The organism is Bradyrhizobium ganzhouense (assembly GCF_049949285.1).
Classification (GTDB): Bacteria; Pseudomonadota; Alphaproteobacteria; order Rhizobiales; family Xanthobacteraceae; genus Bradyrhizobium; species Bradyrhizobium ganzhouense.
The window spans coordinates 4,327,705-4,351,312 of sequence record NZ_CP181318.1; the positions used below are offsets into that span (position 1 = coordinate 4,327,705).

Annotated in this window: 26 protein-coding genes; 11 read left to right on the plus strand and 15 right to left on the minus strand. The window is 64.2% G+C overall.

Going from position 1 to position 23,608, the window contains the following annotated elements; genetic code table 11:
• Window positions 1–90: 90 nt before the first annotated feature.
• The 7 genes from ACLFLU_RS19615 to ACLFLU_RS19645 all read left to right on the plus strand — a co-directional run bounded on the left by ACLFLU_RS19615 (window position 91) and on the right by ACLFLU_RS19645 (window position 7,109).
• Window positions 91–669 (plus strand): hypothetical protein, encoded by a 579-nt coding sequence (locus ACLFLU_RS19615; protein ID WP_426413794.1) that lies wholly within the window; start codon window positions 91–93, stop codon window positions 667–669.
• 71 nt (window positions 670–740) lie between these two features.
• Window positions 741–1,325: an NnrU family protein gene (locus tag ACLFLU_RS19620; protein ID WP_426413795.1), complete on the plus strand. Its 585-nt coding sequence runs from the start codon at window positions 741–743 to the stop codon at window positions 1,323–1,325.
• Between the two features lie 73 nt (window positions 1,326–1,398).
• Entirely contained in the window at window positions 1,399–2,985 is a 1,587-nt protein-coding gene (locus tag ACLFLU_RS19625; RefSeq protein ID WP_426413796.1) for a class I adenylate-forming enzyme family protein, read from the plus strand.
• Window positions 2,986–3,167: 182 nt separating this feature from the next.
• Entirely contained in the window at window positions 3,168–3,821 is a 654-nt protein-coding gene (locus ACLFLU_RS19630) for a tetratricopeptide repeat protein (protein WP_426413797.1), read from the plus strand.
• A 35-nt stretch (window positions 3,822–3,856) separates the two neighbouring features.
• Entirely contained in the window at window positions 3,857–4,423 is a 567-nt protein-coding gene (locus ACLFLU_RS19635) for a hypothetical protein (protein ID WP_426413798.1), read from the plus strand.
• Window positions 4,424–4,473: 50 nt separating this feature from the next.
• On the plus strand, window positions 4,474–5,856 hold the full coding sequence (der, locus tag ACLFLU_RS19640) for a ribosome biogenesis GTPase Der (protein ID WP_426413799.1): 1,383 nt from the start codon (window positions 4,474–4,476) through the stop codon (window positions 5,854–5,856).
• Window positions 5,853–7,109 (plus strand): TCR/Tet family MFS transporter, encoded by a 1,257-nt coding sequence (locus ACLFLU_RS19645; protein WP_426413800.1) that lies wholly within the window; start codon window positions 5,853–5,855, stop codon window positions 7,107–7,109. Before der ends, ACLFLU_RS19645 begins: the two co-directional genes overlap by 4 nt.
• 177 nt (window positions 7,110–7,286) lie before the next feature.
• On the opposite strand, the gene ACLFLU_RS19650 is transcribed toward ACLFLU_RS19645, so the two are convergent.
• The 14 genes from ACLFLU_RS19650 to ACLFLU_RS19715 form a co-directional block, all read right to left on the minus strand.
• Window positions 7,287–8,516, minus strand: coding sequence for an ABC transporter substrate-binding protein (locus tag ACLFLU_RS19650; protein ID WP_426413801.1), 1,230 nt, complete (start codon window positions 8,514–8,516; stop codon window positions 7,287–7,289).
• A gap of 166 nt (window positions 8,517–8,682) precedes the next feature.
• Window positions 8,683–9,831 (minus strand): hypothetical protein, encoded by a 1,149-nt coding sequence (locus ACLFLU_RS19655; protein ID WP_426413802.1) that lies wholly within the window; start codon window positions 9,829–9,831, stop codon window positions 8,683–8,685.
• A 79-nt stretch (window positions 9,832–9,910) separates the two neighbouring features.
• Entirely contained in the window at window positions 9,911–10,654 is a 744-nt protein-coding gene (locus ACLFLU_RS19660; RefSeq protein ID WP_426413803.1) for an SDR family NAD(P)-dependent oxidoreductase, read from the minus strand.
• Between the two features lie 143 nt (window positions 10,655–10,797).
• Window positions 10,798–12,309, minus strand: a complete 1,512-nt coding sequence (gene purF / locus ACLFLU_RS19665; RefSeq protein ID WP_426413804.1) for an amidophosphoribosyltransferase — start codon at window positions 12,307–12,309, stop codon at window positions 10,798–10,800.
• A 27-nt stretch (window positions 12,310–12,336) separates the two neighbouring features.
• Window positions 12,337–12,966, minus strand: a complete 630-nt coding sequence (locus ACLFLU_RS19670; RefSeq protein ID WP_092234672.1) for a CvpA family protein — start codon at window positions 12,964–12,966, stop codon at window positions 12,337–12,339.
• Window positions 12,967–13,134: 168 nt separating this feature from the next.
• Window positions 13,135–14,583 (minus strand): DNA repair protein RadA, encoded by a 1,449-nt coding sequence (gene radA / locus ACLFLU_RS19675; protein WP_334518971.1) that lies wholly within the window; start codon window positions 14,581–14,583, stop codon window positions 13,135–13,137.
• A gap of 80 nt (window positions 14,584–14,663) precedes the next feature.
• Complete coding sequence (locus ACLFLU_RS19680) at window positions 14,664–15,389, minus strand: sulfite exporter TauE/SafE family protein (RefSeq protein ID WP_426413805.1); 726 nt, start codon at window positions 15,387–15,389, stop codon at window positions 14,664–14,666.
• Window positions 15,390–15,495: 106 nt separating this feature from the next.
• Window positions 15,496–15,942, minus strand: coding sequence for a ribose 5-phosphate isomerase B (gene rpiB, locus ACLFLU_RS19685; RefSeq protein WP_426413806.1), 447 nt, complete (start codon window positions 15,940–15,942; stop codon window positions 15,496–15,498).
• A 67-nt stretch (window positions 15,943–16,009) separates the two neighbouring features.
• Window positions 16,010–16,804, minus strand: coding sequence for a transporter substrate-binding domain-containing protein (locus ACLFLU_RS19690; RefSeq protein ID WP_426413807.1), 795 nt, complete (start codon window positions 16,802–16,804; stop codon window positions 16,010–16,012).
• 20 nt (window positions 16,805–16,824) lie between these two features.
• Window positions 16,825–17,583 (minus strand): amino acid ABC transporter ATP-binding protein, encoded by a 759-nt coding sequence (locus tag ACLFLU_RS19695; RefSeq protein WP_426413808.1) that lies wholly within the window; start codon window positions 17,581–17,583, stop codon window positions 16,825–16,827.
• 1 nt (window position 17,584) lies between these two features.
• On the minus strand, window positions 17,585–18,253 hold the full coding sequence (locus tag ACLFLU_RS19700; RefSeq protein ID WP_426413809.1) for an amino acid ABC transporter permease: 669 nt from the start codon (window positions 18,251–18,253) through the stop codon (window positions 17,585–17,587).
• A 7-nt stretch (window positions 18,254–18,260) separates the two neighbouring features.
• Entirely contained in the window at window positions 18,261–18,944 is a 684-nt protein-coding gene (locus ACLFLU_RS19705; protein WP_426413810.1) for an amino acid ABC transporter permease, read from the minus strand.
• A gap of 9 nt (window positions 18,945–18,953) precedes the next feature.
• The gene (locus ACLFLU_RS19710) at window positions 18,954–19,853 is read right to left on the minus strand and encodes an NAD(P)-dependent oxidoreductase (protein WP_426413811.1); all 900 of its coding nucleotides are present in this window, start codon (window positions 19,851–19,853) and stop codon (window positions 18,954–18,956) included.
• A gap of 54 nt (window positions 19,854–19,907) precedes the next feature.
• Window positions 19,908–20,648 carry a FadR/GntR family transcriptional regulator gene (locus tag ACLFLU_RS19715; protein ID WP_426413812.1) on the minus strand — a complete coding sequence of 247 codons (741 nt, stop codon included), beginning with the start codon at window positions 20,646–20,648 and terminating at the stop codon, window positions 19,908–19,910.
• A 179-nt stretch (window positions 20,649–20,827) separates the two neighbouring features.
• Between ACLFLU_RS19715 and ACLFLU_RS19720 the strand changes: the two genes are divergently transcribed.
• The 3 genes from ACLFLU_RS19720 to ACLFLU_RS19730 all read left to right on the plus strand — a co-directional run bounded on the left by ACLFLU_RS19720 (window position 20,828) and on the right by ACLFLU_RS19730 (window position 22,504).
• Entirely contained in the window at window positions 20,828–21,136 is a 309-nt protein-coding gene (locus tag ACLFLU_RS19720) for a hypothetical protein (protein ID WP_426413813.1), read from the plus strand.
• A gap of 88 nt (window positions 21,137–21,224) precedes the next feature.
• Window positions 21,225–21,593, plus strand: a complete 369-nt coding sequence (locus ACLFLU_RS19725) for a GFA family protein (RefSeq protein ID WP_426413814.1) — start codon at window positions 21,225–21,227, stop codon at window positions 21,591–21,593.
• A gap of 95 nt (window positions 21,594–21,688) precedes the next feature.
• Window positions 21,689–22,504: a DUF4886 domain-containing protein gene (locus ACLFLU_RS19730; protein ID WP_426413815.1), complete on the plus strand. Its 816-nt coding sequence runs from the start codon at window positions 21,689–21,691 to the stop codon at window positions 22,502–22,504.
• A gap of 59 nt (window positions 22,505–22,563) precedes the next feature.
• Here ACLFLU_RS19730 and ACLFLU_RS19735 read toward each other — a convergent pair whose 3' ends face one another.
• On the minus strand, window positions 22,564–23,340 hold the full coding sequence (locus ACLFLU_RS19735) for an exodeoxyribonuclease III (RefSeq protein ID WP_426413816.1): 777 nt from the start codon (window positions 23,338–23,340) through the stop codon (window positions 22,564–22,566).
• A gap of 41 nt (window positions 23,341–23,381) precedes the next feature.
• Here ACLFLU_RS19735 and ACLFLU_RS19740 point away from each other — a divergent pair, with 41 nt between their 5' ends.
• A complete protein-coding gene (locus ACLFLU_RS19740; protein WP_426413817.1) occupies window positions 23,382–23,600 on the plus strand; it encodes a cysteine rich repeat-containing protein in 219 nt (72 codons plus the stop codon).
• Window positions 23,601–23,608 lie beyond the last annotated feature (8 nt).

The following is a 23,608-nucleotide window of genomic DNA, read 5'->3' on the forward strand; positions in this document are numbered from 1 at the left end:
CACTTGAGCGCGAGTATGTGAACGTCCGCGGGCTTGACGCAGTCACGAACGGTGCCACGTTTCACCGACGTGACATCGCGAGCTTAAGACATGTGGCGCGGCATTCTCGTTCTCACACTGTTGGCGACATCAACCGTCGCCGCCGACGCGCAGCGTCGCCAGATCAATCCGATCCCGTTTGCGCACGAGCCGTGTAGTGTGCTCGACGGCCGGCCCTGCACGCCGTCCTATTGCAGTCCGCTCGAGCCCGGCCCCTGCATTCCCGAGATCGACTATCCCTATGGCCAGAACCTCCAGCTCACGATCGAGAGCGTGCCCGCCGAGACTGATCGGGCCAAGTATCAAAAACCGGATCACGATCTCGATACGATCGGCGATCTCTTTGCCGAGCTTCGCACTTGCTGGTCACCGCCATCGGACAATGCGCACGCAGGCATGCAGGTGGCTGTCCGCTTCAGCTTCAATAAAGCCGGCGGCCTGATCGGTCCGCCTCGGCTGACCTTTGCGACTGCGGGCGTCCCCGCCGATACACGAACCACCTACCTCAACGCGATCAATTCGTCGCTGAATGCCTGCCTGCCGCTGAAATTCACCAGCGGCCTCGGGGGCGCCCTGGCCGGGCGTCCGATCGCGATCCGCTACGTCGATAATCGCGAGACTGGCAAATAGCGCATCAGTTGCGACCGGCGGCCAATCGATGATACGCCATGGGCGGGGGCGCTGGTTGAGGGGAGGATGTCGTGGGTCTGCTGGTGATGATCCTGGGGCTGGTGCTGTTTTTTGCCGCCCATGTTTTCACAACGAAACGTGACGCGCGCGCGCAGGCGATCGCGCGGCTGGGCGAGGGGACCTACAAGATCCTCTATTCGGTCGTCTCGCTTGCGGGACTGGCGCTGATCATCTGGGGTTTTGCCCATTATCGCGCGACCGGCTGGATCGATGTCTGGTATCCGCCGAAGGCGATGAAGCACATCACGGTGGCGCTGATGCTGCCTGCCGTCATCCTGGTGGTCGCGTCCTATTTGCGTGGCCGCATCTATGCGACGCTGAAGCATCCGATGCTTGCCGGCGTCAAGCTGTGGGCGGCGGCGCATCTGCTCGCCAATGGCGATCTCGGCTCCATCATCCTGTTCGGCTCGTTTCTGGGCTGGGGGGTCTATGACCGCATTTCGCTCAAGCATCGCACCGATAGCGGCGGTCCGCCGATTCCCGTGGGCGGCGTCACCAACGATCTGATTGCGATTGCGGTCGGCATCGTCGCCTATCTGGCGTTGGCGTTTGCATTCCATCCTGTCGTGATCGGTGTTCCCGTCATGGGTGGGTAGCCGATCAGCGCAAGACAGCACCCGCGTGCGCATGCGCGGAAGGTGACAAAAGCAACAAGCCGAGGACCCTCCGATGGACTGGTCGCAATCTCAGATTCCACCGATGCGGTTCGAGACGCGTTTTGGCGATCGGGTGGTGCCGGCCTTCACCGATCGACCGGCTAGTCTCTGGGCGATGATTGCCGAGGCCGCCGCGCGTAACGGCGATGGCGAGGCGCTGGTCTGCGGCAATGTCCGGCTGAGCTGGCGGCAGGCGGTGGAGCAGGCCACGCGGATTGCCTCGGGCTTTCGCAAGCTCGGCCTGCAGCGCGGCGACCGTGTTGCGATCCTGCTCGGTAACCGCATCGAATTCCCACTGCTACTGTTTGCCGCCGCGCATGAAGGGCTGGTCACCGTGCTGCTCAGCACGCGCCAGCAGAAGCCGGAGATCGCCTATGTCCTGACTGATTGCGGCGCCAAAATCCTGATCCACGAAGCGGGTCTCGCCGAGCGGCTGCCCGATGCGCAGGATGTGCCCGATGTGATCCATCGCGTTGCCATCGACGGCGATCCGGCGCTGTCGCGCTTCGCGGTGCTCGCGGACAACGCTCCGGCTCCGACACCTGTCGAAGTGAGCGAGGAGGACACCGCGATGATCCTCTACACCTCGGGCACAACCGGCAAGCCGAAGGGCGCGATGCTGGCCCATTGCAACATCGTGCATTCCTCGATGGTGTTCGTGTCCTGTTTGCAATTGACGGCAGCCGACCGCTCGATCGCGGCCGTGCCGCTCGGGCACGTCACGGGCGTCGTCGCCAACATCACGACCATGATCCGCAGCAGTGGCGCGCTGATCATCATGCCTGAATTCAAGGCGGCTGATTATCTCAAGCTCGCCGCGCGCGAGCGCGTCACCTACACGGTGATGGTGCCGGCGATGTACAATCTCTGCCTGCTGCAGCCGGATTTTGACAGCTATGATCTTTCGAGCTGGCGCATCGGCGGTTTCGGCGGCGCACCGATGCCGGTCGCGACCATCGAGAAGCTCGAGGCGACGATTCCGGGCCTGAAGCTCGCGAATTGCTACGGCTCCACCGAGACGACGTCGCCGTCCACCATCATGCCGGGCGAGTTGACCGCAAGCCACATCGACAGTGTCGGCCTGCCGTGTCCGGGTGCGCGCATCATGGTGATGGGAACGGACGAGCGCGAGCTGCCGCCCGGCGAGATCGGCGAGCTCTGGATCCAGAGCGCGTCCGTCATCAAGGGCTACTGGAACAACCCGAAGGCCACGGCCGAGAGTTTTACCGCCGGCTTCTGGCATTCCGGCGATCTTGGCTCGGTCGACGCCGAAGGCTTCGTCCGCGTGTTCGACCGGCAGAAGGACATGATCAACCGCGGCGGCCTGAAGATCTATTCGGCCGAGGTCGAATCCGTGCTGGCCGGCCACCCCGCCGTGGTCGAGAGTGCGATCATCGCAAAGCCGTGCCCGGTGCTGGGCGAGCGCGTCCATGCGGTGGTGGTCACGCGCACACCCGTTGCCGGCGACGACCTGCGATCCTGGTGCGCCGAACGGCTGTCCGACTACAAGGTGCCGGAGACGATGGCGATCACCGCCGAGCCGCTCCCGCGCAATGCCAATGGCAAGGTGCTGAAACGGCAGCTGCGGGAGCTGTGGTAGGGGCTCGGACCGGGCGGTCCCCGGTTTCCCGGATTATCCCGGATCGCGCGTTAACGCCTTGATCGGCCTTGCTTTGCCTTGCCTCCGCCATATCGATAGGGTATCGCCGCCGCGACGTGGGGACGGGCTTTAGACGCGCACGATGTGGCGCGCGGTCCCGGCCGGGCATGGGATTAGCATAAGTGTCTGAATTATTTGACGAAGTCGACGAGGAAGTCCGTCGCGAGCAGCTCAAAAAGCTGTGGGACAAATATTCGCTCTACTTCATCGCCCTGATGGTGCTGGTCGTGGCGGCTGTGGGCGGCTGGCGCGGCTACCAGTATCTGGAGGCCAAGAAGGCCGCCGAGGCCGGCGCGATCTTCGAGAAGGCCGTCGAGCTGTCGGAGCAGGGCAAGCACGCCGAGGCCGAGACGGCCTTTGCCGATCTCGCTGCCAAGGCCCCATCCGGCTACCGCACCCTGGCGCGGCTCCGCGCTGCGGCCGAGGCATCGGCCCGCGATTCCAAGGCGGCGGCCAAGATGTACGACGATATCGTGGCTGACACCGGTGTCGGCAGCGAGTGGCGGGATCTTGCCAAGATTCGCGCCGCCGGCCTGCTCGTGGACAGCGCTAGCTACGCCGACATCCAGCAGCGGCTGGAGACTTCTGCCGAGCCTAAATCGACCTTCCGCCACAGCGCCCGCGAGTTACTGGCGCTGTCGGCCTGGCGCAACAACGACATGACCGCGGCCCGCAAATGGGTCGACGCGATCGCCGAGGATGGCGAGACGCCGCCGGGCCTGCGCTCGCGCGCCGAAGCGCTCCAGGCCCTGCTGCCCCCCGTCGCCAAGAGCTGAGCTGACGGTCTAGAGAGCTGAGACGAGATATCGATATGCGCCGTACGCCACGTTTCATCGCAGCTGCCGTCCTGATCGCCTTCACGGGCCTCCTGGGCGGCTGCTCCAGCGGCGGATTCGATCCGAGCGATCTGCTCGACTTCCTCGACACCAAGAAGAAGCTGCCGGGCGACCGCAAGCCGGTCTTCCCCGAGGGCGTGCCGGGTCTCGAGCAGGGCGTGCCGAAGGACATGTACAAGGGCGCGCAGCAACAGCAGGATCCGAACGCACCTGCCGTCGCGGCGCTGCCGGCCGAGCCTCCGCCGGCTGAGCCCGCCAAATCGTCGAAATCCGCAAAGGGCAAGAAGAGCAAGCAGCCTGCCGCGACCGCAGCCGCACCAGCTGAAGCGCCGGCCGGCGAGGTCGACGGCGAGGCCCAGCCCGAGGCGGCACCGGCGCCGGCGGCTCCCCCGCCCAAGCATAAGATCGTCCGCAAGCGCACCACCGCGCCACCACCGGATCAACCCGCACAGCAGCCGGCGCAATCGGCGCAGACCACCCAGCAACAGCAGACGCAGGGGGCCTTCCCGGCGCCGATGCCCAGCGGCAGTTTCTCGCGCTGATATTTTTCACCGATTTGACAGGCGCTACCTCGACGGCGCACGAATGACTGATGTCCTTTACGATAGCCATCATCGGCCGACCCAATGTCGGCAAGTCGACGCTGTTCAACCGCCTGGTCGGACAGAAGCTTGCGCTTGTCGATGACTTGCCCGGCGTCACCCGCGACCGCCGCGAGGGCGAGGCCAGGCTCGGCGATCTCGAATTCACCATCATCGATACCGCCGGCCTCGACGAGGGCGCCAAGGGTTCGCTGACCGCGCGCATGCAGGAGCAAACCGAGACTGCGATCGCGCAGGCCGATGCCCTGTTCTTCGTGATCGATGCACGTATCGGCCTCACGCCCACCGACCGCGCCTTCGCCGATTTCGCCCGTAAGGCCAACAAGCCGGTGCTGCTGGTCGCCAACAAGAGCGAAGGCAAGCATGGCGACGCCGGCGCGATGGAATCCTTTGCGCTCGGCCTCGGCGATCCCATCCAGATCTCGGCCGAGCATGGCGAGGGCATGGGCGAACTCTACGATGAGCTCGCTAAGCTGATGCCGGAGCCCGTCGACGAGGATGAGGCCGAGGACGACGAGCCTCTCACCGAGGAAGAGGCCGCGACGCGTCCGATCCGGGTTGCCATCGTCGGCCGGCCCAATGCCGGCAAGTCGACAATGATCAACCATCTGCTCGGCGAGGAGCGCCTGCTGACGAGCCCGGAGGCCGGCACCACGCGCGATTCCATCGCGGTCGAGCTCAATTGGAAGGGCCGCGAATTTCGCGTGTTCGATACGGCAGGTCTGCGCCGGCGCTCCCGCATCGAGGAGAAGCTGGAAAAGCTCTCGGTTGCGGACGCGCTGCGCGCAGTGCGCTTTGCCGAAGTCGTCGTGATGATGATGGATTCGCAGAACCGCTTCGAGGAGCAGGATCTGCGCATCGCCGATCTGATCGAGCGCGAGGGCCGGGCGATGGTGCTCGCCGTCAACAAATGGGACCTGATGGAGACCAAGGGCGGCGGCGCGATCTCGACGTTGCGTCGCGACGCCGACCATTGGCTGCCGCAGGTCAAGGGCGTGCCGATCGTCGCCGTCTCCGGCCTGATGGGCGAGGGCATCGATCGCCTGATGCAGGCGATCCAGGACGCTTACGCACTCTGGAATAAGCGCGTCTCGACCTCGGCATTGAACCGCTGGTTCGAAGAAGCGGTCCAGGCCAATCCGCCGCCCGCGGTATCCGGCCGCCGGCTGAAGCTGAACTACATCACGCAGACCAAAGCGCGCCCGCCGAGCTTCGTGCTGTTCTGCTCGCGTGCGGATGCCGTGCCGCAGTCTTACTTGCGCTACCTCATCAACTCGATGCGCGAGGCCTTCGACCTGCCGGGCACGCCGGTGCGCATCACCTTGCGCGAGAAGGCCAATCCCTTCGCGCACAAGCGCAAGCGGCCGTCGTGAGCGGCGAGGCCGGTGAGGCGATGGCGCAAGGCGCTGCGCCGGTCCGGCGCGGTGCCGTCGCCTTCATCTTCGTCACCATCCTGCTCGACATGCTCGCGCTCGGCGTGATCATGCCGATCCTGCCTAAGCTGATCGAGAGTTTTGTCGGCAACGACACCGCGCATGCAGCCCGCATCTTCGGTCTGTTCGGCACGGCCTGGGCGCTGATGCAATTCGTGTTCTCGCCGCTGCTCGGCGCGCTGTCGGATCGTTTCGGTCGTCGGCCGGTGGTGCTGTTGTCGAATTTCGGGCTTGCCGCCGACTACGTGCTGATGGCGCTGGCGCCGTCGCTGAATTGGCTGTTCGTCGGCCGCGTGATCTCCGGCATCACCTCGGCCAGCATCTCGACCGCCTTTGCCTATATCGCCGACATCACGCCGCCGGAGCGGCGCGCGGCGGTGTTTGGCAAGATTGGTGCGGCGTTCGGTGCCGGCTTCATCCTCGGCCCGGCGCTGGGCGGCCTGCTCGGCGATATCGATCCGCGATTGCCGTTCTGGGCTTCGGCGGGTTTGAGCTTTGCCAACGCGCTCTACGGCCTGTTGATCCTGCCGGAATCACTGGCGCAGGAGAAGCGCGCGCCGTTCCGCTGGACCAGCGCCAATCCGGTCGGGGCCGTGCATCTGCTGCGCTCCAATGCGGGGCTGGCGGCTTTGTCGGTGATCAATTTTATCGCACAGGTCGCGCATGTCGTGCTGCCGTCGACCTTCGTGCTCTATGCGACCTATCGCTATGGCTGGGATTCCAAGACCGTCGGGCTGACGCTGGCGATGGTCGGCGTCTGCGCCATGCTGGTGCAAGGGCTCGCTATCGGGCCGATCGTGCGCGTGCTTGGCGAACGGAGCACATTGCTGCTTGGATTATGCTGCGGCGCCATCGGCTTTTCGATCTTCGGCAGCGCCACGACCGGGCTGCTGTTCTGGCTCGGCATTCCCGTGATGTCGCTATGGGGAATCGCGGGTGCTGCACTTCAGGCGCTGATGACGCGGCTGGTCGCGCCCGATCAGCAGGGCCAGTTGCAGGGCGCGACCTCGAGCGTGCAGAGCGTCGCGCAGCTCGTGGGGCCGTTCCTGTTCACGCTGACGTTTTCATATTTCATCGGCGGCAGCGCGCCGCTGCATTTGCCCGGCGCGCCGTTTCTGCTTGCGGCGGTGTTGATGGTAGGTTGCGTCGCGATCGCGGTGCGGACGCTGGCGAATACGAAGACGGTCTCGTAAGGTGGGCAAAGGCGCACTTGCGCCGTGCCCACCATCTCTCCATGACTTCAAGTAGCGGTGGGCACGCTTCGCTTTGCCCACCCTACGGCAGCATCGATGCCGCGCGAAATCCTCAGGTGCGCAATTGCGCACCATAGCTCGATGCTTTGCATCGCCCCGGGGATGACCGCTACGCGGTCACTTCTTCACCAGCGGACACTCGCTGTCCTTGAGCGGCTTGGCGGCATCTTCCGCCGGGATGGTCGCGACCAGCTTGTAATAGTCCCACGGCCCCTTCGACTCCTCGGGCTTCTTCACCTCGAACAGATAGGCCGGGATGATGCGGCGGCCGTCCTCGCGCAGCGGGCCCTTGCCGAACAGCGGATCGTCGGTCGGAAGCTCCTTCATCTTGGCAACGACCTTGGCGCCGTCATGCGGATTGCCGCCGAGCGCTTCCATCGCCTTCAGGTAATGCAGCACGGCGGCATAATTGCCGGCCTGGGTCATTGATGGCATCGCGTGATTGGTCACTCGTTCCTGGAATTTCTTCGACCATGCGCGGGTGTTGTCGTTCAGATCCCAGTAGAACGATTCAGTGAAGGTCAGGCCGTGCGCGGTCTTCAGGCCGAGCGAGTGGACGTCGTTGATGAAGAGCAGCAGCGCTGCGAGCTTCTGGCCGCCTTCGACGATGCCGAATTCGGCCGCCTGCTTGATCGCGTTGGTGGTATCGCCGCCGGCATTCGCAAGCCCGACGATCTTCGCCTTGGAGTTCTGCGCCTGCAGCAGGAACGACGAGAAGTCCGACGTGTTGAGCGGATGCTTGACGCCGCCCAGCACCTTGCCGCCGCTGGCGGTAACGACCGCGCTGGTGTCACGTTCGAGCGCCGCGCCGAAGGCGTAATCGGCGGTCAGGAAGAACCAGGTGTCGCCGCCCGCCTTGGTCAGCGCCTTGCCGGTGCCGTTGGCGAGCATGTAGGTGTCGTAGCTGTAGGAAATGGTATTGGCGTTGCAGGCCTTGCCGGTGAGGTCGGCGCTGGCGCCGCCATTGTTGAGCAGGACCGCGTTCTTCTCCTTGACGACATTGCTGACGGCCAGCGCGACACCGGAATTCGGCGTATCGGCGATCGCGTCGACCTTCTGGGTATCGATCCACTGGCGCGCGATGTTGACGCCGACGTCCGGTTTGTTCTGGTGATCGCCGCTGATCACATCGATCTTCCAGCCCTTGGCGAGCAGGCCGGAATCCTCGACAGCCATCTTGACCGCCACCACGGCGTTGGGGCCGCCGATGTCGGCGTAGAGGCTGGACATGTCGTTGAGCACGCCGATCGTGATGGTCTTGTCCTGGGCGTAGGCTGATGATGCAAAACCGAAAACGGCGGCACAGGCCAGAAGGGCCGCGGAGCGGCGCGCGAACGTCGTCGTCATAAAAGGTTTCCTCCATTGTCAAATATGCGGACGGCTCTCTTGCGGAGCCTTGTGCCGCCGGACTCCGTAGCCGGTCCCAGGGTCGGCGGCAATGCGCCTAAAGCCGGATGACGCTGCGTCGTAGCGTCATCCGTCGGTTAACTTTTGGGCAAAATGCGTTGAGGCGCTATTTCAGCGCGTCCGAGGTCAGCCTGAATTTCTGGACGCGCTTTCCGGTGTCGACCTCGGCGGTATAGACGTTACCCCCGGCATCGACCGCCATGGCATGCACCCAGTGGAATTGCCCGGCGTTGCGGCCGTTGTGGCCGAAGCTGCCGACGACGCTGCCGTCCTCGCGCTTGATCACCCTGATCTCGTTGTTCTCGCCATCGGCGCTAAGCAGCCAGGTTTGCTTCGGATCAGGCCAGATCGCGATGTCCCACACCGCGCCGTTGCCGAGCGTGTTCTTCTCAAAGAAGAACTCCTTCACGAAGGTGCCGTCCTTCTTGAACACCTGGATGCGGTTGTTGATGCGGTCGCAGATATAAACGAGACCGTCGTTGGCGATCTTCACGCAATGGACGGGATTGCCGAATTGCTGCGAGACCGGGGCCTTGGGATCATAGGCCGCCTGCTTGCCGTCATCGGGCTTGTTGCCGTAGGCGCCCCAGTGCCGCTTGTAGGCGAGGGTGGTCGCATCGAACACGATGACGCGGCGGTTACTGTAGCCGTCGGCGACGTAGATCTCGTTGGCGTCCTTGTCGAGCGCGGTTTCGGCGGGTTTACCGAGCTGCGTGGTGTCGTTACTTCCGAGGCTCGGCGCGATCTTGCCGATCTGGGCCACAAACTTGCCATCGAGCGTGAACTTCAGGATCGCGTTGTCGTTGTCGGCATTGCCGCCAATCCAGACGAAGCCTGCCGGATCAACCTCGATGCCGTGCTCGCGGCCGACCCATTCGTAGCCGGTGCCGGGCCCGCCCCACGACCGCAGCAGATTGCCGTCGCTATCGAATTCGAGCACCGGCGGCGCCGAGACGCAGCACTTCGAACGGGGCGGGTTGAGGCTCGCGCCTTTCTCGTCGTCGGTGAGCGAGCGCGGACGGTGGATCATCCAGATGTGGCCCTGCCAGTCGACGGTGATGCCGCCGACCTGGCCGAGGATCCAATTGTTAGGCAGCGGTTTTGGCCAGGACGGGTCGACGGCAAAGGTTGGAACGTCACCGGCCTTGGCAACGTTCGGAAGCGCCAATGCGATGGCTGCGATCAGGATAGCGAAGGTGTGAGAGACCCGTACGAGCGCACGGTTGAAGTGTGCGCGATCATGCCGTGGCGCCATGGCAACCTCCCTTTTTTTGGCTTGCGGCTTGCTGCCGCTTGAGCGCGGGCAGTCAATCGCGGGGAGGTGCTCAAGTCAATCAGGCCGGCGCGCGGAAGCTCATCAAGCTGCGCGTCTTGTAGTCGTAGAATTTGCCGGTCTCGGTCCAGTCGGGTGCGCACATTGGCACGATGAATTCGGCGACTTGCTCGGGCGTCTCAAGCGTCGCCGGATCCTCGCCCGGCATCAGGGTGGCGCGCATGCGGGTGCGGATCGGGCCCGGATTGAACAAATTGACACGCAGGGGTGTGTTCGCGGTCTCCTGCGCCCAGGCGCGCGCCAGCGTCTCCAGCGCGGCCTTGGAGGCGGCGTAGGGGCTGACATAGGCGGTCGCCTTGTTGGCGGCGCCCGAGGTGATGAACACCGCGCGGCCGGCGTCGGACTGCTTCAGCAGCGGCTCCATGCAGCGGATCAGCTGGAAGTTCGCGGAGACGTTGACGGCCATCACGTCGTTGAAGGTCTTCAGCTCGATATGGCCGACCGGCGAGGAGGGGCCGAGCACGCCGGCATTGCCGACGAGGATATCGAGCTTGCCATAGCGCTCGTGCAGGCCTGCGCCGAGGCGCGCGATGCCGTCGGAATCGGTGAGGTTGAGCGGGACCAGCGTGGCGCCGTTGCCGCCCGCTTTGCGAATCTCGTCGTCGAGCTCCTCAAGCCCGCCCTGCGTGCGCGCAGTGGCCACGATATGCGCACCGGCCTTGGCCAACGCGAGTGCCGTGGCAAAACCGATGCCGCGCGAGGCGCCGGTGACGAGAGCGATGCGGTTGGCGAGGGGCTTGGTCATTGAAACGTTCTGTCCAGCGTCGGCCTGGCGAAAGCCAGGACCCATACGCCGTGAAGGTACGGCATGGGAAGGCGGTCGTTACACCTTCTTCGAACCACGGGGGCCTGTGGTAATGGGTCCTGGCTTTCGCCAGGACGACAGGGTCAGCTCGCCTCCGCCAGCAGCGACAGCTGCCGCGGTTGCGGCTCGGTCTGGGTCTGGTCGGTGAGGTGGGTCGGATAGGCGCCCGTGAAGCAATGATCCGAGAATTTCGGATTAGCGGGGTCGCGGCCGGGCTCGCCCATGGCGCGGTACATGCCGTCGATCGACAGGAACGCAAGCGAGTCCGCGCCGATGATCTCGCGCATCTCCTCCAGCGAATGCGTCGCTGCCAGGAGGCCGCCACGGTCGGGCAGGTCGATGCCGTAGTAGTCGGGATAGAGGATCGGCGGCGAGGCGAGGCGGAAATGCACTTCCTTCGCGCCGGCATCGCGCATCATGCGGACGATCTTCTTCGAGGTGGTGCCGCGCACCAGCGAATCGTCGATCAGGATGATGCGCTTGCCTTCGATCGCGGCGCGGTTGGCCGAATGCTTCATGCGCACGCCGGATTCGCGGATCGCCTGCGTGGGCTGGATGAAGGTGCGGCCGACATAGTGATTGCGGATGATGCCGAGCTCGAACGGCACGCCGGAATGCTGGCTGTAGCCGATCGCGGCGGGCACGCCGGAATCCGGCACCGGCACGACGACGTCGATCGGCACATGGCTTTCGCGCGCGAGCTGCGCACCAAAGGCCTTGCGCACCTCGTAGACCGAGCGGCCGTGGACGATGGAATCCGGACGCGAGAAATAGATGTATTCGAAGATGCAGGGGCGCGGCGCCATCGGCGGGAACGGCTTGTGGATGTCCTGGCCGTTCTCGTCGAACACGATGACTTCGCCGGCCTCGATGTCGCGCACGAAGCGCGCGCCGATGATGTCGAGCGCGCAGGTCTCCGATGTCAGGATCGGGCAGCCGTCGAGCTCGCCGAGCACCAGCGGACGGATGCCGCGCGGATCGCGCGCACCGACCAGTTTCTTGTTGGTCAGCGAGACCAGCGCGTAGGCGCCTTCGATCTCGCGCAGGGCATCGATATAGCGCTCGATGAAGCGGGCGCGCTTGGAACGCGCGACCAGGTGCAGGATCACCTCGGTGTCGGTGGTCGACTGCATCATCGCGCCGTGCTTCACGAGCTCGCGGCGCAGCGTCAGGCCGTTGGTGAGGTTGCCGTTGTGGGCGACCGCAAGGCCGCCGGCATTGAGCTCGGCGAACAGCGGCTGCACGTTGCGCAGGATGGTCGCGCCGGTAGTGGAATAGCGGACATGGCCGACCGCCATGTTGCCGGGCAGGCGGTCGATCACCTCGCGGCGGGAGAAGGTATCGCCGACGAGGCCGAGGCGGCGTTCGCTGTGGAAGCGGCTGCCATCGTAGGAGACGATGCCAGCGGCCTCCTGGCCGCGGTGCTGAAGAGCGTGGAGACCGAGCGCCGTGATAGCGGCTGCGTCCGGGTGTCCGTAGATGCCGAACACACCGCATTCTTCGCGGAGCGTATCTCCCTCCAGGTCGTCCTGAAGCTCTAGCGCGGCCGGGCCGGTATCGAGATCAAGTTGGGCGTCCTGGTCAGGGTGTCGCATCTCGTCCGCGCCTCTCTGTTGGCTCAATCAACGCGCTGCAGGTTTCTCGATCAGCTTCTTGAGGCTGTCACGAGCAGGTTTACTGTATCCGTCGCCACTGCCCGAAGGCTGCTGCTCGGTATCAGCTTGATCATCATCTGGTTTGTTTTTCTTGAATCTCTTCAAGATGGTGTTCTCGGGGTCGTCCGGCAAGAGGGACATCAGCCAATCACCGGTTCCCTGGAGCACAACGCGGGATTTTGCCCCCGACACCCAGTCCGGACGCTGCTTGTCCGGCACCAGCCAGGTGAAGAATAGGAAGGCCACCACGACGATCAAAAGCCCGCGAGCCAGCCCGAACAGGAACCCAAGGGTGCGGTCAAGCGCGCCAATGCGCGAATCCAGGATCATGTCGGAGATCCGGACCGTGATCACGGAGACCACGACCAGGGTACCGACGAACACACCGGCGACCACGACCACGCTCGCGACGGTGTCGTTGTTGAAATACGTCTTTGCAGTCGGCAGCAGCTTGGAGAACGAGTACAGCGTCACGATCGCCGCCGTGCCCCAGGCCGCGATCGAGAGGATTTCGCGCATGAAGCCTCGGACCATGGCAAGCAGGCCCGAGATCAGCATCACACCGAGCAGGATCAAGTCGAGGAGTGTAACTGGCATCGGCTGGTCTGGTCCGCTCGTACTCTCAAAGGGTGCTCAGCGAATCGGTGTTTGGCCGCCGCCCTAACTGAAGGCCAGACGACGTTCCCGGCAAGGCCGTAACCACGCAATCCCGTGCTGCTTTTGTGACGGCTGTATAGCCGTGGGGACGCTTGACGTCACCTCCGGCTACCCCTCGCCACGGCGGAATCTTGCCGGTGTGGCATTTTTCTCCGCTGGCGGGTTCGAGTCGCCACGGCGGGAGCCCTTGGCGGCGATTTCAGCGACCAGGGTCGTGAGGCTGTTGACCGCGTTCAGGGTCAGCCCGGCATCACCGCTGGCATCACCGCCGCGGGCCGATTCGGGCAGCACGGCGCGCTTGAAGCCGAGCTTGACCGCTTCCTTGAGCCGGGCCGGGGTCTGCGCCACCGGTCGGATGACGCCGGAGAGCGAAATCTCGCCGAAATAGACCGCATCGGTGGGTAACTGCGCGTTAACCAGGGAAGAAACCAGCGCGGCCGCAGCCGCCATATCCGCGGCCGGCTCGTGGATGCGCAGGCCGCCCGCGACGTTCAGATAGACGTCGTGGCCGGACAGCTTGACCCCGCAATGCGCCTCCAGCACCGCCAGCACCATAGAGAGCCTGCTTTGGTCCCAGCCGACCACGGCACGGCGGGGGGTGCCGAGTGAGGTCGGGGCCACCAGCGCCTGCAATTCGACCAGAACGGGCCGCGTGCCCTCGATGCCCGCGAAGACTGCGGTGCCGGGGGTGCCGAGGTCGCGCTCGGACAGGAACAGCTCGGAAGGGTTGGTGACCTCGCGCAGGCCGAGCCCGGTCATCTCGAACACGCCGATCTCGTCGGTCGGGCCGAAGCGGTTTTTGACGGCGCGTAAGATTCGGAATTGCTGCGAGCCTTCGCCCTCGAACGACATCACGGCATCGACCATGTGCTCGACGACGCGAGGGCCGGCGATCTGGCCGTCCTTGGTGACGTGGCCGACCAGGATGATGGCCGCACCCGTCTTCTTGGCGAAACGAATGAGCGCCTGCGCCGAGGCGCGCACCTGGGTCACGGTGCCGGGCGCCGATTCCACCGTGTCGGTCCACATGGTCTGGATCGAGTCGATCACGATCAGCCGGGGCACGGCGCCTTCCGACAGTGTCGAGACGATGTCCTCGACCGAGGTCTCGGCCGCGAGCTGCACGGGCGCATCCGACAGTCCGAGCCGCTCGGCGCGCAGCCGCACCTGGGCGATGGCTTCTTCGCCGGAGATGTAGACGATGCGGTGCCCGGCGCGCGCCATCAGGCTGGTCGCCTGCGTCAGCAACGTCGATTTGCCGATGCCGGGATCGCCGCCGACGAGCAGCACCGAGCCGCGCACGAAGCCGCCGCCGGTGACGCGGTCGAGCTCGGTCAGCCCAGAGGACAGGCGCGGCGCGTCAGGGCTTTTTCCCGCAAGGCTCTCCAGCGCAAACGTTCGGCCCTTGCGCTTGGAGCGGATCGAGACCGGCACGCTGCCGGTCGCGTCTTCCTCGGCCAGCGTATTCCATTCGCCGCAGGACTCGCACTTGCCCTGCCAGCGGTTATAGGCCGCGCCGCAGTTCTGGCAGACGAAGGAGAGCGTGTTCTTGGCCATGGGATGGTTGAGTCGAGGATCTCTGATGTGCTGATAGCACGAAATAGCAGGCCGCAACCGCAATCGCCGGAGTGTTACAGCTACTGCTGCGTTGCGTTCCAGAGCATCGAGACCCCGGCAGCGATCATGATCCCATCCATCACCATGCGGAACATCTCGGGTTTCAGGTGCATGACGAAGCGCTTGGCGACGAAAGCGCCGGCCATCAGCGAGGAGCCTGCGATCACACCCTTGATGAAGACCTCCTGCGTCAGCGCGCCGAAGCGTTCGAACGTCACCGATTTGGCGAAGTAGAGGCCAAGCGAGGAGGCGGCTTCGGTTGCGAGAAAGGCGCCTTTGGAGAGGCCATAGAACAGGAACAGCGGCACGCTGAGCGGACCGGTCGAGACCACGATGCCGGTGAGATAGCCGATGATCGCGCCGCCGATCGCGAGATGCCAGAGATTGGCCTTGAGATCGTGCCGCGCCAGCCAGTGCCGCACCGGCACCATTGCGATCAGGAAGATGCCGATGGTGAGATCGACGGCGTGCGAGGGTAGCGCCAAGAGCGTCCGCGCGCCGAGCACGGCAGCCGGAATGCCCGTGACCGAATAGGCCGCGCAGGCCCGCCAGTCGACCTCACGCCACCACGCCAATATGCGCGAAAAGTTTGCCATGACGGACGCGACCGCCATGATCGGCACGGCCTCCTTCGGCCCGTAGGCATAGACCAGCACCGGCATCAGCATGATCGACGAGCCCGTGCCGACGATGCCGGATATGGTGCCTGCGATCAGGCCGATGCTGAGGACGAAGAGAAAGGCCAAGCTGCTCTCCACGAATCGGGAGAGTGTAGCCTTGGCTGGCGTTGCGGGCGATTCGTCCTGGGGGAACCGATCACACCATGCGTCGACCGCCGGCCCAAGCAGGCCGTCAGCCTTGCTCGTCCATCATCCGCAGCTTCTCCACGCGGCGGCGGAAGTCCTCGTCGGTGGAGAATTCGGCGGAGAGATAGGACGAGACGAGGTCTACGGCCAGCCATCCGCCGACGATCTGTGCGCCGATGCACATGACGTTGACGTCGTCATGCTCGACGCTCTGATGGGCGGAATGAACGTCGTGGCAGACCGCAGCGCGGATGCCCTTCATCTTGTTGGCGGCGATCGAGGCGCCGACGCCGGTGCCGCAGACCATGATGCCGCGCCCGGCTTCGCCCGACGTCACCTTTTGCGCCACGGCGCGCGCAATGTCGGGGAAGTCCACCGGCTTGTCGTCATAGGAGCCGACGTCGACGACGTCGTGGCCGAGCTTGCGGATGTGGTCGATGACGGTCTGCTTGAGCGGCCAGCCGGCGTGGTCGGATCCGATGACGAGACGCATGTGATGTCCTTCTTGATTTTGCATTGGCCGTGACAGCCGCGAGCGGCTGTCACGGTTTTCGTGTGATTTAGCTGCGCATGTCAGGCGGCAGCTCGACCCCGTGAAACTTCTTGTAGATCGCGTTGAGCTTGCCGTTCTTGACGTTCTCGGTGATCCAGGCGTTGAGCTTGTCCATCAGGCGCTGCTCGCCCTTCTTCAGGCCGATGGCGAGGTCGAAAGTGGCCAACGGAATCCGGGAGTCGAAGACGCGCGCCGGATTCTTCACGCCGATCTGGTTGATGATCGTCGCCGACGAGCCGACGCAGTCGACCTGGCCGGAGACGGCTGCCGTCACCATGGTGGCATCGTCGTCGTAACGCGCGATCTTGAGATCCTTGTCCTTCATGTTGGACAGGGTCGTGTCCTGCGTGGTGCCGCGCGAGACGCCGATCGACTTGTCCTTCAGGTCGGGCCAGTCCTTTACGGTCGACGATTTCAGGCAGCCGACGTCGGATTGCAGCGTCGCGTAGCGCTTGGTGAAGTCGATGACCTTGGCGCGCTCGGGTGTCACCGACAGGGTCGAGATGATGATGTCGGCCTTGCCGGTCAGGACGTTCGGAATACGCGTCGCGCCCGTGGTCTGGACAAACTCGAGCTCGAGCCCCCAGTCCTTGGCCAGCAGCTGTGCCACTTCGACGTCGGAGCCAGTTGGCTTCATGCTGGAGTCCATCATGCCCGAGGGCGGAATGGCGACATCCGTCGAGATGCGGATTTTCTTGGCCTGCATGATGTCGTCGAGCAGGTCGGCTGATGCCGGCGTCGCTGATATCATGACGAGGCCGCATAGCGCGGCGGCAGCGCCCAGCAATGTCTTGTTGGTCATCCCTAGTTCTCCTCTCCCTGTTATGATTTTAAGTTTCCCGTGCCCACGAATTGCGTGAGTTCGGGTGTCGTCGGCGACGTCAGGATCGAGGCAGGTCCAGTCTCGTGAACCTTGCCGCGGTGCATGAACACGATCCGGTCGGCGATGCCCTTGGCAAAGCCCATCTCGTGGGTGACCATCACCATGGTCATGCCATCCGCCGCCAGTTGCTCGATCACCTTCAGCACTTCGGCGGTGAGTTCTGGATCGAGCGCGGAGGTCACCTCGTCGAACAGCATCACCTTTGGCTGCATGGCCAGTGAGCGGGCGATCGCGGCGCGTTGCTGCTGGCCGCCCGAGAGCTGCTCGGGGTACGCGTGCAGCTTCTCCTCGAGCCCGACCTGCGCCAGCACTTTTTGCGCGAGATCCTTTGCCTGGGCCGTCGCGATGCCCTTCACGGCGCAGGGCGCGAGCGTGATGTTCTGCTCGATCGTCAAATGCGGAAACAGATTGTAGCTCTGGAAGACGATGCCGACGTCCTGGCGCAGCGCTCGGAGATCGACATCCGGACGGTCGACGCGGTGCCCGCAAACCAGGATCTCGCCGCCGTCGACCTTTTCGAAACGGTCGATGCAGCGCAGCGCGGTGCTCTTGCCAGAGCCGGAGCGGCCGATCAGTGCCAGCACTTCGCCACGCTCGACGGCAAAGGAGACGCCATCGAGCACCCGGAGCGGGCCAAAGCTCTTCTGCACGTTGCGAAGCGACACGATCGGTTCGGAGGAGGGGGCGTTTTGCTGCATGTCAGGCTGGCGCGAGGTTGGACCTGCCGCGTCCCATGCGCTGTTCCAGCTTCTGGCTGAACAGCGACAGGGGATAGCACATGGCGAAATAGACGACGGCGATGATGGCGTAGATGACGAACGGCTCGAACAGCGAATTGTTGACGATCTGGCCCGAGCGCATCAGCTCGACGAAGCCGACGACGGAGGCGAGCGAGGTGTTCTTGATGATCTGCACCATGAAGCCGACGGTGGGCGGCGTCGCGATGCGGATGGCCTGCGGCAGGATCACCTTCATCATGCGCTGGGTCCGGCTCAGCGCCAGCCCCTCGGCGGCTTCCCATTGCGGCTTCGGCACCGACTGGATGCAGCCGCGCCAGATTTCGCCGAGATAGGCAGCGACGTAGAGCGTGAGTGATGCGCCGGCGGCGGTGAGCGAGGAGACCTTGAGGCCGATCGCGGCGAGACCGAAATAGCCGAGGAAGAGGATGACGAGAAGCGGAGTGCCCTGGATGAGCTGGACATAGACAGCACTGGCAATCCGCACGGATTTGAGCGGCGAGATCCGCGCGAGCGCGATGATGAAGCCGACGATGCCGCCGCCGATCAGCGCGATCACCGAGAGACCAATCGTCCACAGCGCGCCTTGGCCGAGGAACATCAGATGATTGAAGTTGAGATGTCCGCCCATGCTCATCTCACAACGGCGTCCCGAGCCGGCGACGGCGCGGGAACAGCACGAGTCCGAGGCCCCAGAAGCCCGCGCGCATGACGAGCGACAAGATGACGTAGAGGATCGCGACGATGATGTAGGTCTCGAACGCGCGATAGGTGTCCGATTGAATGTAATTGGCCACCGCAGTCAGCTCCTCGGCCGAGATCTGCGAGCAGACCGAGGAGGCCAGCATCAACAACACGAACTGGCTCGTCAGTGCCGGGTAGACCTTCTCGATCGCCGGCAGCAGGATGATGTGCCAGTAGATCTGGAAGCGTGACAGCGCGAGCCCTTCGGCCGCCTCGATCTGTCCGCGAGGGATTGCCTCGAAACCGGCGCGCATGATTTCGGCGGTGTAGGCACCGACATTGATTGTCAGCGCGGCCACCGCCACCGTGAAGGCAGAGAGCTTCAGCCCGAGGCTGGCGAGGCCGAAATAGACCAGGAATATCTGCACCAGCAGCGGGGTATTGCGGATGGTCTCGACATAGACCTTGCAAGTGCCGGCGATCACTGAGCTTTGCGCACCGCGCCCGACTGCCGCGAGCGTGCCGAGCACGGCGCCGAACACCGTCGCGAAAGCCGCCAACTCCAACGTCAGTGCAGCGCCGCCGAGAAAGCTCGGCCAACGCTCCAGCACTGCGGGAAAGTCGAGTTGGAGGCTCATCGTATCGGGTCAGCCGGTCGTCTGGTTGGTCATGCGGTCATAGACGCGGAACAGCGCCTGATTGCCGTTGGCGCCCTCGCCATGGGCGCGGGCGTCGACATACTGGCTGGTGACCAGCGCGGTGCCGGGCAGCGGTACGCTCAGCGCCTGCGCGTGCTCCTGCACCAAGCGAAGATCCTTGAGCTGCAGATCAATGCGGAAGCCGGCGGAGACGTCGCCCGCGATCATCGCGGGGCCGAGCTTGTCGAGCATCCAGGAGGCGGCGGAGCCACCAAGCAGGACCCGACGTAGCAGATTGAGATCGAGGCCCGAGGCGCGACCGAGCGCGAGGGCTTCGCAGATCGCCTGGATATTGATGCCGCAGATCAGCTGGTTGCACAGCTTGACAGTCTGGCCGGCACCGGACGCGCCAACATGCGTGATGGTGGTGCCCATCGCGCGGAAGAACGGCTCGGCCTTCGCGAAGGCGGTCGCTTCACCGCCGGCCATGATCGAGAGCGCGGCGTTCTTGGCACCCAGCGGTCCGCCCGAGACCGGCGCGTCGATGAAGCTGACGCCGATCTTTTGCAGGTCGGCATGGATGCGACGGACGGCGACGGGTGAGATCGTGCTCATGTCGATGATGAGCTTGCCGAGCGGAGGAGACTTCAGCAGGCCGTGTTCGCCGTAGACCGTTGCCTCGACATGGGGTGTGTCGGGCAGCATAGTGATGACGATTTCGGCGCCTTGTGCGGCATCGGCCGGATTTTGGGCACGCGTCGCCCCCTCCTTGACGATATCGGCCACGGCCGCTTCGTTCAGATCGAAGGCGCGCACCCCGTGACCGGCCTTCAACAGGTTGCGCACCATCTCCCGGCCCATCGTGCCGATGCCGATGAATCCGACGCTGCCCTTGTCATCCCGTCCCATATGATCTGTCCGTTTCTTGGTTGGTTGGCTTCTTGGTCGACTGCGCGGCCGCGATCAACCTGAGGCGTTGATCTTGTCGATGTCGCCGACGACAGCGCGTCTGCGGTATTCGTCCCCGATGGCAAAATGCTTGCGCAGTGTCGCGTCCGCGCGCTCGGGATCGCGCGCGATGACGGCGTCGAAGATGCGGCGGTGATCGTCGATCAGATAAGTCTTCATCGACGGGAAGGCCTGCACCAGTTCGCGGCGGCTGCGATGCGAATGCGTTAGCAGGCCCGCCATCGAGCTGTGCAGGACGCTCAGCGTCTCCGAATGCGACGCGACGACAATGGCGCGGTGGAATTCAAAATCGGCCATGCCGCCGGCGTCGGCCTCGTCGATGGTCTCGCCGATCTTGGCGAGTGCGCGCTGGAGCCGTTCGAAATCGGCAATGTTGGCGCGCTCGCAGGCGAGCCGGATCGCCTGGCATTCGATCGCGACGCGCGCCTGCATGACGTCGTCGAGCATGTCTGCCTGCTGGGCGAGCGCGAAGGTGAAGAAGTCGTTCAGCACCGAAACATCCGGTCGCGTCACCACGGTGCCGATGCGGTCGCGGATCTCGACGATGCCGAGCACGGTGAGGGCGCGCAGCGCTTCCCGGACGATCGGCCGGCTGACGCCGAGCAGCGTCGCGAGCTCGCGCTCGGAAATCAGGCGATCGCCGGGTTTGAGCGAGCCCGCCAGCAGGCGCTCGCGCAGGAAGGCAAACACCTTCTCGAACCCTTTTTCGCCTTCGGCGGCCCGCTTCAGCTCCATCCCGGTCTCTTTTGGTCTGATCTTGGTCAGACCAGTATGATAACCAGGGCTGCCGCGTCAAGGGCCTCGGTTAAGATCCGGTGTCGCGCCTGTCGCCAATCCGACCAGTTCCCCGGCCGGATCTTTGGAATTTGAAGCGTATCGATCGGAGCGTTCGCTCAAAGAATTTGAGGTCCGCGATGCCCGACCACCATTCCTTCTCCGCGCTCGACCGCCATGCGGTGCTCAGCGGATCCGACAACGGCTTTCCCTGGCACGCCGGCGCGATGCTCGCGGTTGAAGCGAGCGAAGTGGTTCGGCTTCGCTGCGAGAAGTTCAGTCATGGCGATAAGGCTGCAGGGCAAGAGGCTGTGCTGATGGTCAGCGAGAAGGTCGCTGCCGCCTTCGAAGCGTTTGCCAGCCTGCTCGCGGGTGCAACGCCGGCTGCGGTTGTCCAGCGCTATCGCAAGCACGTGGCCGCCAACGCCAAGCGCCTGTCCGCGAACTAGGCCCTCCGACGGTGCGGTCGCGCTGCTGACAGCATGTTGGCAGCAGGGGCGGGCTATGACCACCTCCTGACAAAACGGAGAGCGGGTCATGCCGATCGAGGCAAGTTGTCATTGCGGTGAGACGGTATTCGAGGTGACAGAGGCGCCTTCGAGCGTGACGCGCTGTACCTGCTCGCTCTGCACCAAGCGCGGCGCGCTGTGGGCCTACTACACGCCGGCGCAGTTTCGCCTGCTGTCGCCGGCCGACAACGTCGCGACCTATCTCTGGGGGAGCCGCACGATCAAACATCATTACTGCGCGACATGCGGCTGCGGCACCTTTTCGGAGTCGCCGGATTGGTCGAACGGCAAGCCCGATTTCGACAATCCCAAGGTCGCGGTCAACGCGCGCCTGTTCGACGATTTCGATCTGGAAGCGGTGCCGGTCAACATGATTGACGGCAAGAATTTGTGGTGAGCACGCCGTCTCACGCATATCTGCTGCACGTCCATCCTCTTGAGGCTCTTATGAAAAGCTGATCTGTTTCCAGTCCTAGAAAAAGGGGGGAAGCCATGATGCGTCTTTTTGCGCGAGTGATGCTCGCAATGTGTCTGGCCGTTGCAGCCGGCTTCAATGCGCAAGCGCAAACCAAGCCGAAGGTCACGACGCTCGGACCGGACTTTCCCAAGGCCGCGCTGTTCGTCGGCAACAGCTTTTTCTATTACAACAACGGTATGCCCGGGCACCTCTCCTTGTTGGAGCGGGCTGCGGACGATGCCAACAAGGCGGCCTATCGCAACACCATGGCCACGATCGGCGGCTCCGGCCTCGACTGGCACGACATGGACAATCTGCTGCGGCCGGGCGGTCTCGGCGCCTATTCCTTCGACGACCACAACGTTGTCGTCTTCAACAAGCCGGGCAAGCAGTTCGATGCCGTCGTGATGATGGATTGCAGCCAATGCCCGATCCATCCGCAACTGAAGGACGCCTTCACCACCTTCGCCAAGAAGGACAGCGAGATCGTCCGCGCCCACGACGTGCGGCCGGTGCTGTTCATGTCCTGGGCCTATCTCGACAAGCCGGAAATGACGGAAGCGCTGGCCGAGGCCTATACGATCGCCGGCAATGCCAATGATATGCTGGTCATTCCCGCGGGCCTCGCGTTTGCGCGCGTGCGCAAGTTGCAGCCGGAGCTCAATCTCTACGCACCGGACAAGCGGCACCCGAGCCCCGCCGGCACCTATCTCGCGGCGTGCGTGACGCTGGCTGCGCTGACGGGGCGCTCGCCGGTCGGCAATTCCTACACGATGGGGATCGATCCGGAGACCGTGCAGCTGCTGCAAAAGGCGGCGTGGGACACGGTGCAGGACTATTACGGGCGGTGATAGCGCGCGATTTCGTCGGGTGGGCACGGCGCAAGTGGGCCTTTGCCTACCCGACGAAATCACGGCTGTTTCAGCACCACCCAGGCCGGGGCATGATCGCTCGCGCCATCCTCGCCGCGAACCTTCTTGTCGACGCCGGCCTTTGCCAGACGCGAGATCAGCGCAGGGCTGAGCAGCAGATGATCGAGCCTGAGGCCCGCATCGCGCGGCCAGCGGTTTCGCTTGTAATCCCAGAAAGTATAGACGCGCTGGTCTCCGTGCAGCTCGCGGATCGCATCGCACCAGCCTTGCTCGACGAGGGAGGCGAACGCCGCACGGCTTTTCGGCTGGATCAACGCATCCTTGTCCCATGAGCGCGTCGGATAGATGTCGATCTCATCAGGCGCGACGTTGAAGTCGCCTGCGAGCACGACGGGCAGATCCTGCTTGAGGAAGGTTTTGGCGTGGCGCTTCAGCCGGGCAAGCCAGTCCAGCTTGTAGTCGAACTTCGGCCCGGGCTGCGGATTGCCGTTCGGCAAATAGATGCTGGTGACGATGACGCCGCGCACGGCGGCCTCGATGTAGCGCGCCTCGTGGTCGTCGGGCCGTCCCGGCAATCGGTCGCTCGTCAGCACCGGCTCGGCGTTGCGGGCGAGGATCGCAACGCCGTTCCAGGTCTTCTGTCCACGCCAGACTGCGCCGTAGCCGGCCTTTTCGATTGCCGCTGCCGGAAATTCGCCATCACTTGCCTTCAACTCCTGAAGCGCGACGACATCAGGCTTGGCCGCCCGCATCCATGCGAGCAGATTGGGCAGGCGGCGGTTGATGTTGTTGATGTTGAATGTCGCAATCTTCATGTAGAGCTGATCGCCTCGTACGTCCCGACACCGGAGATACAATGTCCAAGTTGAGCTTTGCCGCTATCGCATTCGTCGTCGCACTCTCCGGGGCCACTTCTGCACAATCGGCCGATCCGCGCGGCGCATGCAAGGCGGACTACGACAAATTCTGCGCCGGCATCGCGCCCGGCGGTGGCATCGTGGCCTGCCTCAACGGCAAGCGCGATCAGCTCAGCACGACCTGCAAGGCAGCGCTGGACAGCAGGAAGAAGAAGTAAGCGGCTGA